Origin of the sequence: Prosthecomicrobium pneumaticum, from assembly GCF_014199915.1 — a bacterium.
GTDB lineage: Bacteria > Pseudomonadota > Alphaproteobacteria > Rhizobiales > Kaistiaceae > Prosthecomicrobium > Prosthecomicrobium pneumaticum.
In genome coordinates this window covers 571496-584964 of record NZ_JACHOO010000002.1, presented here as the reverse complement: position 1 = coordinate 584964, position 13469 = coordinate 571496, and the positions used below count along the sequence as shown (strand labels likewise).

The 13469-nt window shown below is 68.1% G+C and carries 13 protein-coding genes; 7 read left to right on the top strand and 6 right to left on the bottom strand.

The window, feature by feature from the left end; translation table 11 throughout:
• Positions 1-94: 94 nt before the first annotated feature.
• Entirely contained in the window at positions 95-1024 is a 930-nt protein-coding gene (locus tag GGQ63_RS06415) for an IclR family transcriptional regulator domain-containing protein (protein ID WP_183853717.1), read from the bottom strand.
• 160 nt (positions 1025-1184) lie between these two features.
• On the opposite strand from GGQ63_RS06415, the gene GGQ63_RS06410 reads away from it, so the two are divergent.
• Both GGQ63_RS06410 and hydA read left to right on the top strand, forming a co-directional pair.
• Positions 1185-2420: a Zn-dependent hydrolase gene (locus GGQ63_RS06410; RefSeq protein ID WP_183853715.1), complete on the top strand. Its 1236-nt coding sequence runs from the start codon at positions 1185-1187 to the stop codon at positions 2418-2420.
• Positions 2421-2437: 17 nt separating this feature from the next.
• On the top strand, positions 2438-3811 hold the full coding sequence (gene hydA / locus GGQ63_RS06405; RefSeq protein WP_183853713.1) for a dihydropyrimidinase: 1374 nt from the start codon (positions 2438-2440) through the stop codon (positions 3809-3811).
• Positions 3812-4063: 252 nt separating this feature from the next.
• Here the strand turns inward: hydA and GGQ63_RS06400 are convergent, their stop codons facing one another.
• From GGQ63_RS06400 to GGQ63_RS06380, 5 genes are all read right to left on the bottom strand, one after another.
• Positions 4064-5203 (bottom strand): amidohydrolase/deacetylase family metallohydrolase, encoded by a 1140-nt coding sequence (locus GGQ63_RS06400; protein WP_183853711.1) that lies wholly within the window; start codon positions 5201-5203, stop codon positions 4064-4066.
• A 68-nt stretch (positions 5204-5271) separates the two neighbouring features.
• Positions 5272-5643 (bottom strand): Rid family hydrolase, encoded by a 372-nt coding sequence (locus tag GGQ63_RS06395; protein ID WP_183854080.1) that lies wholly within the window; start codon positions 5641-5643, stop codon positions 5272-5274.
• Between the two features lie 31 nt (positions 5644-5674).
• Positions 5675-6502 carry an ABC transporter permease subunit gene (locus GGQ63_RS06390; protein WP_183853709.1) on the bottom strand — a complete coding sequence of 276 codons (828 nt, stop codon included), beginning with the start codon at positions 6500-6502 and terminating at the stop codon, positions 5675-5677.
• On the bottom strand, positions 6499-7383 hold the full coding sequence (locus tag GGQ63_RS06385; protein ID WP_183853707.1) for a carbohydrate ABC transporter permease: 885 nt from the start codon (positions 7381-7383) through the stop codon (positions 6499-6501). Before GGQ63_RS06385 ends, GGQ63_RS06390 begins: the two co-directional genes overlap by 4 nt.
• Before the next feature lie 99 nt (positions 7384-7482).
• The gene (locus GGQ63_RS06380) at positions 7483-8715 is read right to left on the bottom strand and encodes an ABC transporter substrate-binding protein (RefSeq protein ID WP_183853705.1); all 1233 of its coding nucleotides are present in this window, start codon (positions 8713-8715) and stop codon (positions 7483-7485) included.
• A 214-nt stretch (positions 8716-8929) separates the two neighbouring features.
• Between GGQ63_RS06380 and GGQ63_RS06375 the strand changes: the two genes are divergently transcribed.
• The 5 genes from GGQ63_RS06375 to GGQ63_RS06355 are packed head-to-tail and all read left to right on the top strand — an operon-like array spanning position 8930 to position 13270.
• Complete coding sequence (locus tag GGQ63_RS06375; protein ID WP_183853704.1) at positions 8930-9688, top strand: SDR family oxidoreductase; 759 nt, start codon at positions 8930-8932, stop codon at positions 9686-9688.
• A 4-nt stretch (positions 9689-9692) separates the two neighbouring features.
• A complete protein-coding gene (locus GGQ63_RS06370; protein ID WP_183853702.1) occupies positions 9693-10766 on the top strand; it encodes an ABC transporter ATP-binding protein in 1074 nt (357 codons plus the stop codon).
• On the top strand, positions 10763-11644 hold the full coding sequence (locus tag GGQ63_RS06365) for a MurR/RpiR family transcriptional regulator (RefSeq protein WP_183853700.1): 882 nt from the start codon (positions 10763-10765) through the stop codon (positions 11642-11644). The genes GGQ63_RS06370 and GGQ63_RS06365 overlap by 4 nt, the downstream gene beginning before the upstream one ends.
• 19 nt (positions 11645-11663) lie before the next feature.
• Positions 11664-12734: a D-TA family PLP-dependent enzyme gene (locus tag GGQ63_RS06360; RefSeq protein ID WP_183853698.1), complete on the top strand. Its 1071-nt coding sequence runs from the start codon at positions 11664-11666 to the stop codon at positions 12732-12734.
• A gap of 41 nt (positions 12735-12775) precedes the next feature.
• A complete protein-coding gene (locus GGQ63_RS06355) occupies positions 12776-13270 on the top strand; it encodes a hypothetical protein (RefSeq protein ID WP_183853696.1) in 495 nt (164 codons plus the stop codon).
• Positions 13271-13469 lie beyond the last annotated feature (199 nt).

Here is a 13469-nt window from a genome sequence, read left to right as displayed (position 1 = left end):
CGCTGCCGGAACAGGCGAACCGGACGGTGTGCGGCGTGCGGGACGGCGTGCGCAGCGCGGCGGGAGGGCGCCGGGCGTGAGCCGCGGCCCGGCCTCAGGCCGGGAAGTCGGGTGGCATCCGTCCCTGGACCGCGCGGTTGATCGCGATCGCGCTGCGAATGAGGTCGCGGGCGATCGTCTCCTCGAGCGGGGCGAGCGTCGCCATCAGGCCCGAGCAGGTGACGACATAGTCGACCTCGCCGTGCCGGTTGAAGATCGGCATGCCGAGCGCCATCAGGCCTTCGGTGAACTCGCCGGCGCTGCGGGCGTAGCCGCGCTTGCGGGTGGCGAGGATTTCCGCGCGGACCGCGTCCTTCGACAAGAGGGTCGCGCTCGTGTAGCGCACGGGCTCCCAGGCGGCGAGCCAGGCCTCGATCTTCTCTGCCGGCTGCCAGGCCAGGTAGGCGCGGCTGTTGGCCGTCGAGTCGCGCGGGAAATGGTGGCCGATCGGAAACGAGACCTCCATGGCCTGTGGCGCGTTGAACTTGTCGACGACGATGAAGGTGTCGTCCCCTTGCGTCTGCGCGAGCACGGCCGAGATGCCGGCGCGCCGCACGAAGGCGGTCACCTCGGCGCGGATCCGTTCGATCACCGGCGAGCCGAGCAGCGAGGACGCGCTCGCGACGAGGCCGGAATTGAGCTCATAGGTCTTCGCCCGCGGATCGAAGCGCAGCCAGCCGAAATGGGTGAGCGTCTTCAGGATCGAATGGCAATGGCTCTTCGAGATGCCGAGCTTCGTCGACAGTTCGGCGAGCGAGGCGATGTGCGGCGGCACATGGTTGATATAGTCGATGATCGCGATGGCGTTCTCGAGCGCGGGGACGAGGCCGGGCGCGGCGGGCCGGGCCGTCTGGTCGTCCTGCGCGGTGAGCAGCCAGCGCGAGCCTTCCTGCCGCAGTTCCGACCGGTAGAGCGGCGCGGTGCTCGTCTCTGCGGGGGCGGCCGGGCGTGCGCCCGCTTCCACCTTGACCGTTCTCCTCGCCACGCTTCGCTCCGATACCGTTCTTGTCGGCGTTGATACCGCCTCCTTCTCAATCCGGGAAGGCGCATCCGTTCAGTCGCCGCAACGATCTTGACCGCGGCGCAATATGCCGTCAATCTTTTATACGGAACATAATTCTTCATATAGAACAAAAGGGGCCGCCATGCCGGAGATCGCCGTCGATCCCGATTTCGTCGAGCGCACCATTCTCGAGATGGGCCGCTACGGCGCCTATGCCGATACCGGTGTCTGGCGAACCGTCTATTCGCCCGAATGGGTGCAGGCGACCGACCAGTACGCCGCCTGGTGCGCCGAGGCGGGCCTCGCCGTGACACGCGACGCGGTCGGCAATGTCTGGGGCCGGCTCGAAGGCTCCGAACCCGGCCCCTCGATCGTCTCCGGCTCGCACATCGACACCCAGCGCCCCGGCGGCCGCTATGACGGAACGCTCGGCGCGCTCGCCGGCCTCATCGCCATCCGCGCGCTCAAGGAACAGTTCGGCCGGCCGAAGCGCACGCTCGAGGCGCTGTCGCTCTGCGAGGAGGAAGGCAGCCGCTTCCCGTCGACCAATTTCTGGGGCTCGCGGGCGATCACCGGCCGCATCGCGCCGGGCGATGCCGAGGCGATGAAGGGCTATGCCGACGAGACGATGGCCGACGCGATGCGCGGCGTCGGCCTCGATCCGGCGGCGATCCCGAGCGCCCGGCGCGACGACATCGACAGCTTCGTCGAACTCCATATCGAGCAGGGGCCGATCCTCGAACATGCCGGCCTGCCGGTCGCGGTGGTCGATGCGATCACCGGCATCCGCCATTACAGCGTCGTGCTGACCGGCGAGCAGAACCATGCCGGCGCCTTTCCGATGGATCTGCGGCGCGACCCGATGGCCGGCTTCGCCGAAATCACGACGGGCGTCATCAACACCGCCCATCGCATGGGCCGCCCGGCGGTGACGACCGTCGGCCGCGCCGTCGTCGACCCGAACGGCCCGGCCGTCGTTCCGCGCAGCGTCGCCTTCACGGTCGATGCCCGCCACCCCGATCCCGCGCAGCGCGCCATCCTCTATCGCCGGCACGAGGCGCTGATGCGCGAGGTCGCCGAACGGCGCGGCCTCGAGATCTCCTGGACCCATTATGTCGACCACGCGCCCTGCCTCTCCGATCCGGGGCTCGTCGCGACCTTCCAGGACGCGGCGCGCGAGCAGGGCATTCCCTTCATGACGATGCCGAGCGGCGCCGGCCATGACAGCCAGCAGATGGCCTCGATCGCCAAGGTGGTGATGATCTTCGTCCGGTCGAAAGACGGCCGCAGCCATACGCCCGAGGAGTTCTCCTCGATTCCCGACATCGTCGCCGGCATCCGCACCCTCGCGGCCGGCCTTTACAAACTCGCCTATTGAAGGCCGGAGGGCGTCCCATGGATCTCGTCATCACGAACGGCACCATCGTCACGGCGTCGTCGATCTCGCGCGCCGATATCGGCATCAAGGACGGCAAGGTGGTGCAGATCGGCGGGGAATTCGACCCGGCCGCCCGCACCCTCGACGCGGCCGGCCGCTACCTCCTGCCGGGCGGCGTCGACGTCCATACCCATGTCGATTCGGTGAGCTTCGACACCCAGTCGGCCGACACCTTCGAGACGGCGACGCGGGCCGCGGCCTGCGGCGGCACAACGACGATCATCGATTTCTGCCAGCAGGAGCACGGCGGCACGCTCGCCGAGGCGGTCGCCGACTGGGATTCGAAATCGGTCGGCAAGGCGGCGATCGATTACGGCTATCACATCATCATCGTCGATGCGCCGGATGCGGTGATCGAGGAACTGGCGACCTTGCCCGACAAGGGCATCACCTCGTTCAAGCTCTTCATGGCCTATCGCGGCATGAACATGATCGACGACGTGACGCTGCTGAAGGCGCTCGACGTCGCGAAGCGGACGGGCGCGCTCGTCATGGTGCACGCCGAGAACGGCGACGCGGCCGACTATCTGCGCGACAAGTTCGTCGCCGAGGGCAAGGTCGAGCCGATCTATCATGCGTTGAGCCGTCCGCCGCGTGTCGAGGCCGAGGCGACGGCGCGGGCGATCGCGCTCGCCGAGATCGTCGGCGCGCCGATCTACATCGTCCATCTCACCTGCGACGAGGCGCTGCAGGAGCTGATGCGGGCGAAGGCGCGTGGCGTCACCGCGCTCGCCGAAACCTGCACCCAGTATCTCTATCTCACCAAGGAGGATCTCGCCCGGCCCGACTTCGAGGGCGCGAAATATGTCTTCACGCCGCCGGCGCGCAGCGTGGCCGACCAGGAGCTGCTGTGGAAGGCGCTCGCCGACGGCTGGCTCGAGACCGTGTCGTCGGACCATTGCTCGTGGCTCTTCAAGGGCCACAAGGACAAGGGCCGCGACGACTTCCGCAAGATCCCGAACGGTGCGCCGGGCATCGAGGAGCGGCTGATGATGGTCTATCAGGGCGTCAATGAGGGCCGGCTGTCGCTCACCCAGTTCGTCGATCTCGTCGCCACGAGGCCATCCAAGGTGTTCGGCCTGTTCCCGCAGAAGGGCACGATCGCCGTCGGATCGGACGCCGACATCGTGCTGTGGGATCCGGAGGAGACCTTCACCATCACCCAGGGCGCGATGCACAATGCGATGGACTATTCGAGCTATGAGGGGCGGACGGTGAAGGGCGTGCCGAAGACGGTGCTGCTGCGCGGCAAGGTCGTCGTCGAGGACGGCCGCTATGTCGGCGCGCCGGGCGACGGCAGCTTCCTCAAGCGGCGAAAGTTCGGCGCGTAGAGCGCGCCCGAACGGCCAGCCGGGGTGGTCCGCGCCGGCACCACCCCCTCAACCCCTCATCCCGGGCGAGGCGAAGCCGAGATCCGGGATCCACCCGGCCGAACTGGCCGCCGGTTCACGGATTCCCGCCTTCGCGGGGATAAGGGGGCTGCGGCGGACGCGCCGCGACCGGCGATCGCCGGGCGGTCGGGTGCCGCCGGCGCCGTCTTTACGGCCGGGCCTGTCGTTCAGGCCCGGCGCGGTATTGTCTTCTCAGACCGGATGCCACCAGCGGCCGGCGATCACGACGCCGCCGGCCAGCAGGCGCTGGCGGCCGGTCAGGATCTCGCCCGTCACGTCGGGATAATCGAACGAACCCTCGACGAGGTCGAGGATCGAGGCGTCGCCGACCGAGCCGGGCTTCAGCGTGCCGAGCTCCGGCCGGCCGACGGCGAGCGCCGGCGCCTCGGTGGTGGCGCGGATCACGTCGACGAGCGGCATGCCGAGACAGAGCATCTTCGACAGCGTCGTCACCTGGTCGAAGGCCGGGCCGTCGAGGCAGAGGGCGTGGATGTCGGAGGAGATCGTGTCCGGCCAGAAGCCGTTCGCGATCATCGCCCGCGCGGTCTTGTAGGCGAAGGACCCCATACCGTGGCCGACGTCGAAGATGACGCCGCGCTCGCGTGCGGCGAGCACCTCGGGCTTCACCTTGCCCTGCCGGGTCACCGGCGCGTTCGGGAAGGGACGGAAGCAGTGCGTCAGCACGTCGCCCGGCCGCAGCTTGTCGACCACGGCTTCATAGGAGGGTGGCGGCTCGTCGATATGGGCCATCAGCGGCAGGCCGGCCTCGTCGGCGACCTGGAGCGCGATGTCGAGCGGCGCTATGCCGGAATCGCCGCCGGCATTGCGGCCGACGCGCACCTTGATGCCGATGATCACGTCGCGGTTCGCCTCGGCGACCTCGACCGCCTCGCGCGCCGCCATCAGCTTCAGATTGGCACTCTCGCCGAGATTGATGTTCTTCGAGAAGGCGAAGATGCCGGCGAAGGAGACGTGCAGATAGACGAGGATTCGGGTCTCGCTCTTTTCGATCACGTGCTTGCGGAAGCCGGGAAAATTGCCCGGGCCGGCGCTGCCGGTGTCGACCGCGGTGGTCACCGCGCTCTTCCGCGCAAACTCTTCCGCGTCGATGCCGAGCGAGGTGCCGCCCCAGTAGACATGGGTGTGCAGGTCGATCAGGCCGGGCGTGACGAGGCGCCCCGAGACGTCGCGCACATCGCCCGCGCTCGTGCGGTCGAGGCCGGCGCCGAGCGCCGCCACCTTGCCGTCCTTGAAGGCGACGTCGAGCACGGCGTCGATGCCCTGCGACGGGTCGATCACCCGTCCGTTGGTGAGGATGAGGTCGAAGGCCATGGCCGTCTCGGAATGCTCTCGGGGGAGGGAGGGGAGCCGCGCGCCGGAGCGCGCGGCGAGCCGGGCGGTCAGCCGCGCGGCGAATAGGCGACGGCTTCGATCTCGACCTTGATGTCGATCATCATGCGCGATTCGACCGTCGTGCGGGCCGGCGGCTCCTTCGGGAAGAAGGTCGCATAGGCCTTGTTGAAGCCGCCGAAATCGCGCGCGTCCTCGAGCCAGGCCGTGGTCTTCACCACCTGGTCCATGGTCGCGCCGGCGAGCGCCAGCGCCGCCTTGATGTTCTCGAGCACCTGGGCGGTCTGCTCCTCGATGCCGCCCGTCACCAGCTTACCGTCCGGCCCGACCGGAACCTGGCCGGAGACATAGACGAAGTCGCCGGCGCGCACGGCGGGCGAGATCGGAACGTGCGAGGTGCCGAAGGTCTGCTTGGACATGATCATCCTCTGAGCGATGGGGAAGGGCGGCCGGTCACTTCACCGCGCCGAGCGCAAGGCCGCGGACGAGATAGCGCTGCAGCCAGGCGAAGAGCACGGCGACCGGCAGGGTGGCGACGAAGGTCGCCGCCATGACGTGGTGCCATTCGACCGTGTAGCGGCCGGCGACGAGCGAGAAGACCTGGATCGGCAGGGTGTAGCTCTCCTGCCGCCGCAGCAGCGTGAGCGCGATGACGAACTCGTTCCAGGCATTGATGAAGGTGAAGATCGCAGTGACGGCGATCGCCGGGGTGACGAGCGGCAGGAACACCTTGACGAGCGTCTGAAAGCGGCTGGCGCCCTCGATCCACGCCGCCTCTTCGAGATCCTTCGGCACGGTGGCGAAATAGCTCTGCAGCATCCACACCGTGAAGGCGATGTTGAAGGCCATGTAGACGAAGGTGACGGCGCCGATATTGTCGATCAGGCCGAAGGAGGCGATCACCCGGAACAGGCCGACGACGAGCACGATCGGCGACAGCATCTGGGTGATGAGGAGGAACTGGCGGTAGGCCTCGCGGCCGCGGAAGCGGAAGCGCGACATCGCATAGGCGGACGGGATCGAGATGACGATCGCGCCGAGCGTCGCGAAGGTCGAGACCACCACGGAATTCCACAGCGCCTGACCGAAATTGGTCGCCGCCCACATGTCGATGAAATTGCGCCAGCGCGGCTCGTGCGGCCACCAGTGCGGCGACAGAACCTCGGTCTGCGGCTTGATCGCGGTGATGAACATCACCGCGAAGGGGAAGAAGACGAGCACGACGAGCGGCGCGAGCAGCAGCCAGGCGATGATCGAACGCTTGAGCTTCTTCGACATCACGCCCCCTGATGCGCCCGCTCTTCGCGCATGGCGAGCCGGACATAGACGATGGTGAAGAAGAGCAGGAGCGCGAACATCACCAGCGACACGGCCGAGGCCTGGCCGAGCTGGCCGATCCGGAAGCCGAGCTTGTAGAGATGGGTGACGAGGATGTCGGTCGAATTGGCCGGGCCGCCCTGCGTCATCACCCAGATGATCGGGAAGGAGTTGAAGACATAGATCGTGTTGAGGACGATCGCGATGTTGAGAAAGGGCCGCAGCAGGGGCAGCGTGATCTCGCGGAACTGCTGCCAGCCGCTCGCCCCCTCGAGCGAGGCGGCCTCGTAGAGATCGCCGGGGATCGAGGAGAGGCCGCCGAGGAAGATCGTCGTCGTGAAGGGAATGGTGACGAGGATGCCGATGGCGATCTCCATCGGGAAGGCGGTCGACGCGCTCGCCAGCCACTGGATGTTGGTGTCGATCAGGCCGAGCGCGCGCAGGCCCGAATTGAGCATGCCGCTCTCGCCGTTGAGCGCCCAGCGCCAGACGATCGCCGTCATGGTGAGCGACACCGCCCAGGGCAGCATGACGATCACGCGGGCGATGTCGCGGCCGTAGAAATCGGAATTGAGGATCAGCGCCACCGGCACCGAGACGAGAATCGCGCCGGCGACCACCGCGACCGTCCACAGCGCCGTGCGGCCGACCGCGGCGAGGAAGTTCGGATCGGCGAACAGCGCGGTGAAATTGGCGAAATCATTGAAGCCGCGCAACTGGCCGAAGCGGTTTACGTCGTTCGAGGCGATCTGGACGAGGTCGTAGACCGGCCAGATGATGACCGCGGCGGCGAGCAGGAAGCTCGGCAGGATCAGGAGATAGGGAAGCGGATTCCTGCGGCGCATCGGTGCGCTGTCGCCCTTCTCGGCCCGCCCGGCGGGCGCGCGTGTCGACGAGGGAGGGCGTCCGGGGCGGATCGGCCCCGGACGCGGTTTCCGTCCGGCTTACTTGCCGAGAACGGTGTTCGCTTCGGCCGCCGCGGCCTTCAGCGTCGCCTCGACCTCACCCTGGCCGAGATAGATCGACTGCAGCGCGTTCGAGGTCTTCTCCGCGATTTCTTCCCAGCCGGCGATCACCGGCGCGAAGCGGGCGTTCGGCAGCAGGCTCGCGAAGACCTTCAGGTCGGCGTCGTTGACGAAGTGCGGGTCGGCCGCTTCTTCCTTCTGGACCGGCAGGAAGCCTTCATTGACCGTGAACTTGACGCGCCACTCGGTCGAGAACAGGAAGTCGAGGAACTTCCAGGCTTCGGCCTTGTTCTGCGAGTTCTCGAACAGGATGATCGAGTCGGTGACGCCGTAGGTGCCCTGGTCGCCGTTCGGACCGGCCGGGATCGGCGCGACGCCGTACTGGAGGTCCGGCGCCTCGGCCTTGATCTGGCCGGACAGGAACGGCGCCGTCATCATCATGCCGATCTTGCCCTGCTTGAACAGGTTCTGCACGTCCTCGCGGTTGTACGAGGTGACGCCCGGCTCGGTGGCGCCCTCGTCGATCAGCGCCTTGTAGAGCTTCGCCGCGTCGATCGCCGCCTGGCTGTCGAGACCCGACGTGCCGTCCGCTTCTACGATTTCGCCGCCATAGGACCACATCGCATAGTAGAAATAGACGTCGGTCTCGATTTCCTTGCCCTGCAGGCCGAAACCATAGACGCCGTCACCGAGCGCGGAGATCTTCTTGGCGGTGTCGGTCAGTTCGGCCCAGGTCTTCGGCGGCTCGGAGACGCCGGCCTTCTCGAACAGCGACTTGTTGTAATACATCGCACGGGCGGACGCGGCGATCGGCAGGCCGTAGGTCTTGCCGTCCATGATCGACGGGGTGAGGAAGGTGTCGATGAAGCGACCCTTGAACTCCGGCGTGATATACTCGTCGAGCGGCGCGGCGACGCCCTGCTGCACGAAGTCGACCAGCCAGCGCGTGCCGATGATCGACAGATCGGCGTTCGAGCCGCCGGCGATGTCGGTGGTCAGCTTCTGCAGCAGGTTGTCCCAGGGCACGACCTCGAACTGGATGTCGATGCCGGGATTGGCCGCCTCGAAGGCCTTCTCGGCCTCGGCGAAATAGGGGCCGGTCTTCGAGGAATATTCCGCGACCGTGACGCGGACGGTGCCGGCCGAGGCGGCGGCCGTGAGCGCGGCGAGGCTGACGCCCGCGAGCGCGATCTTCTGCCAAATGGTCTTCATCCTGGTCCCTCCAGACGATGGACAGTCGAGGCTTTCCGGGCGCGCGGCCAAGTCCCTGAGCGCATGATTGACGCAGCCGGAAGTCTTGTTGCTTTCCTACATTACACGGCGCCCCTGCCGGCACAAGGCGATATTTTATGTTGCGAACTTTCATTTTTCGCGCTGTTGTGAGCCAAACAGCACGCCCCCCGCGGGGGGCCGGACAGGGACGACGATGCAGCTTAGCGGAAAACGCGCCGTGGTCACCGGCGCCGGCGGTGGAATCGGCACGACGCTCGTCGAGGTGTTCAAGGCCGCGGGCGCGGAGGTGGTCGCCTGCGACCGCACGAATGGCGATCTCGAGGGCACGGCGGCCGATCACGCCGTCACCTTCGATCTGCTCGACGCCGATTCGGCGAGCGCCGCGGGCGGGCGGATCGCGGAAGCCTTCGGTACGCCGGACATCCTCGTCAACAATGCCGGCTGGACGCGCGCCGAGACGCTCGACCATCTCGACGAGGCCTCGATCACCCGCGAGGTGGAACTGAACCTCACCGGCGTGATGCGCTTCACGCAGGCGCTGCTGCCTTCGATGGTCGCGGCGCAATCGGGCGCTATCGTCTTCGTGAGCTCGGTCAACGGCCTCATCCATTTCGGCAATCCGGCCTATGCGGCGGCGAAGGCCGGCATCCTCGCCTATTCGCGCGGCATCGCGGTCGAGTATGGCCGCCACGGCCTCCGCTCGAACGCGGTCTGCCCGGGCTCGGTGATGACCGCCGCGTGGGAGCACCGCATCGCACGCGATCCTTCGATCGCCGACAAGATCCTGCGGCTCTATCCGCTCGGGCGGCTCGTCTCGCCGGTCGATGTCGCGAAGGCCTGCCTTTTCCTCGCCTCGCCGGCCGCCGCCGGCATCACCGGCGTCGCGCTGCCGGTCGACGCCGGCCTCACCGCCGGCAATCTTCCCTTCATCCACGACGTGCTCCAGGGGTGACGCGATGTCCGATCTCGCCTTGAGGAATGTCGCCAAGCGGTTCGGCCCGGTCGCCATCCTGCACGCCATCGATCTCGACATCGCCGATGGCGAGTTCGTCGTGCTGGTGGGGCCGTCGGGCTGCGGCAAGTCCACGCTTCTGCGCATGATCGCCGGGCTCGAGGATATCTCCTCGGGCGATCTCCTGATCGGCGGCAAGCGGGCGAACGAGCTCTCCGCGCAGCAGCGGAACATCGCCATGGTGTTCCAGTCCTATGCGCTGTTCCCGCACATGACGGCGCGCGGCAATATCGGCTTCGGCCCGCGCATCCGGAAGGAGCCGGAGGCCGACATCGGCGGCCGCGTCGAGCGGGCGGCCGGCATCCTCAACCTGCACGCCTATCTCGACCGCTTCCCGCGCCAGCTCTCCGGCGGCCAGCGCCAGCGGGTCGCCATGGGCCGGGCGATCGTGCGCGATCCGGCGGTGTTCCTGTTCGACGAGCCGCTCTCCAATCTCGATGCGCAGCTCCGCGTGCAGATGCGCGTCGAGATCAAGGCGCTGCACCAGCGGCTGCGCTCGACCATCGTCTATGTCACGCACGACCAGATCGAGGCGATGACCATGGCCGACCGGATCGTGGTGATGAACGAGGGCCGGATCGTCCAGGCCGGCGCGCCGCTCGACCTCTACGACAATCCGGCCTCGAAATTCGTCGCGAGCTTCCTCGGTTCGCCCTCGATGAGCTTCATCCCGGCGACCGTGCGGGGCGGCGAGAGCGGAACCGCGGTGGTGCGGGCGGACGGTTCGGCGATCGCGACACGGGCGATCGGCGCGGCGCACGCCGGCAAGGCGGTCGAGATCGGCATCCGGCCGGAGAACTTCCGCATCGGCGAGGGCGAGGGAGCGCTGCCCTTCCGCGTCGACGTCGTCGAGCCGACCGGCTCGGAGACGCATCTCTACGGCACGATCGATACGGCGCCGGTGCGGGCGGTGTTCCGCGAGCGCATCCGCGTCGCGCCCGGAGAGACCCTGCCGCTCAGGGCCGATCCGGCCCTCACCCATGTCTTCGATGCGGCGACGGGCATGCCCGTGCGATGAGGGACATCCTCGACATCGTGATGCGGATCCGGCTGCGGGCGGAGGAGGGGTCGAAATCCGACCGCCGGCTCGCCGCGTTGATCCTCGCCGATGTCGACTTCGCCTCGAAGGCCTCGATCGCCGAGCTGGCGACGCGGGCGGGCGTCAGCGAGCCGACCGTCACCCGCTTCTGCCGCACGCTCGGCTGCGAGGGCATCCGCGACTTCAAGTTCCACCTCGCCCAGGCGCTCGCCGTGGGCGGCATCTATCTCAACGCCGACGCCCCCGACCGCGACGCGCGCGAGAGCCGGATCGCCACCGCGGTGGCCGCCTCCGCCATCGCCGCGATCGAGCGGATTCGCGATTCGCTCGACATGTCCGGCGTGATGGGCGTCGCGGCCGCCATCGCGCGGGCCGAGCAGGTGGTGATCGTCGGCTCGGGCGGCACCTCGTCGATGATGGCGGTCGAGATGCAGAACCGGCTGTTCCGGCTCGGCGTCCGGGCGGCGGCCTATACCGACGGCCAGTTGCAGCGCATGGCGGCCTCGGTCGCCCGGCCGGAGACGGTGCTCATCGCCTTCTCGACGTCCGGCTTCGCCCGTTCGGCGATCGACGCGACGGTGATCGCCCGGCAATATGGTGCGACGACCATCGCGATCACCGCCGCCGATTCGCCGCTCGCCGCCGCCGCGGAGTTCGTGGTCGGTTTCGCGGCCGCCGACGACCCGAACATCTACAAGCCGCATTCCTCCCGCTACGCCCTTCTCGCCATCGTCGACATGATCGCCACCGCGACCGCCGAGACGATCGGTCCGAAGGTCCTCGAGGGGCTCCGCCGCCTCAAGCAGAGCCTCGCCACCTTCAAGGTCAACAATCCGCGTCTGCCGCTCGGCGACTGACGCGCTTCCGGACGAGAACATGACCCTTCCGAAGACGATCGACGACATCGAGACCCCGGCCGTTCTGATCGACGTCGACCGCGTCGAAGCCAATCTCGCACGCGCGCAGGCCTATGCGGACGAGCATCGGCTGGCGCTGCGGCCGCACATCAAGACGCACAAGCTGCCGGCTTTCGCGAAGCGCCAGGTCGAGCTCGGCGCGGTCGGCATCACCTGCCAGAAGCTCGGCGAGTCCGAGGTGATGGCCGATGGCGGGCTCTCCGACATCTACATGCCCTACAACATTCTCGGGAAGGCGAAGCTCGCCCGCCTCGCCGCGCTCGCCGACCGCATCACCATCAAGGTGACGGCGGACAGCCTGCCGGTGGTCGAGGGCCTGTCCGGGGCCTTTGCGGGGCGGGCCGCGCCGATCGCCGTGCTCGTCGAATGCGACACCGGGGCCGGCCGCTGCGGCGTGCAGTCGCCGGAGGCGGCACTCGCGCTCGCGCAGGCGATCGACCGGGCGCCGGGCCTCGTCTTCGGCGGCCTGATGACCTATCCGCCGGTCGGGGGCATGGCGGCGGTCGACGCCTATCTCGGCGAGGCGCTCAGGCTGCACGAAGCGGCCGGACTCGAGGTGAAGGTGGTCTCGGCCGGCAACACGCCTGATCTCTACCGCTCGCACCTCGTCACCCATGCGACCGAGATCCGGCCCGGCACCTACATCTACAACGACCGCTCGCTGATCAACCGCGGCGCAGCCACCCATGCCGATTGCGCCCTCACCGTGCTGACCACCGTGGTCAGCCGTCCGACCGCCGACCGCGCGGTCCTCGACGCGGGATCGAAGGCGCTGACGAGCGACCTGCTCGGCTGCGTCGGCTATGGCGAGATCCTCGAGGCGCCGGGCGCGGTGATCGCCGGGCTGAGCGAGGAGCACGGCCATGTCGACCTCTCCGCCGCGACGGCGAGGCCCTCGGTCGGCGACCGGGTCCGCGTGCTGCCCAATCACGCCTGTCCGGTCAGCAATCTCTTCGACATCGTCCATCTCGTCTCGGGCGAGAGGGTCGTCGACGTGCTGCCCGTCGCGGCCCGCGGCAAGGTCACCTGAGCCCGCCGAGCACGACACGAGACCCGCCCGAGGAGCCCGCCATGGACGCCACCGTCAATCCCTTCCCCGCCGATCCGGACCGCCGCGCGATCTGGACCATGCTCGTCGAGCGCGACATCGACGCCTTCCTCGCCGCCGACTGGTCGATGGTCGACGGCGACTTCGTCAAGGAGGGCTTCATGGGGCTCCACGCCCATGGCTCGGAACTGCCGGACAGCTGGCGGCTCGCCTTCCCGACGCTCGAGGTCTATCGCGACGAATGGCTGCGCCAGGCGGCCGAGACGGCGAAGGTCGCCTATGCCGAGCCGCTTCGGGCGGCGCTCTTCCGCGCCACCAATCTGCGCGACATCGACCTCGCGGGCGAGCGCGCCGTGGCGCACAAGAAGTTCGACGGCACGGTGGCGCGCGCCGACGGCGGCACGGACGTGCTCAGCTGGCAGACGCTCTACTTTTGTCGAAAGGTCGACGGAGTGTGGAAGCTCACCGGCTTCGTCGGCTATATGCCCTTTCCGATGGGCCGCCCACGCAAGGGCTGACGCCGCCGGCTCCGCCAAAGCACATCCCGAAACATCCAAAAGGCCCGTCGGCCGCGACCATGGTGCGGGGTTCCGTGGTCGCGGCCGAGGCTTGGCCGAGCTTGGGCGATTGCCGGCTCGGCTCGAGATCATCGGGTTGCCGGCGCCGGATCATGGCCGGCACGCCCCGATATAGCACCGCTTGATCGGCGAGAAGAGT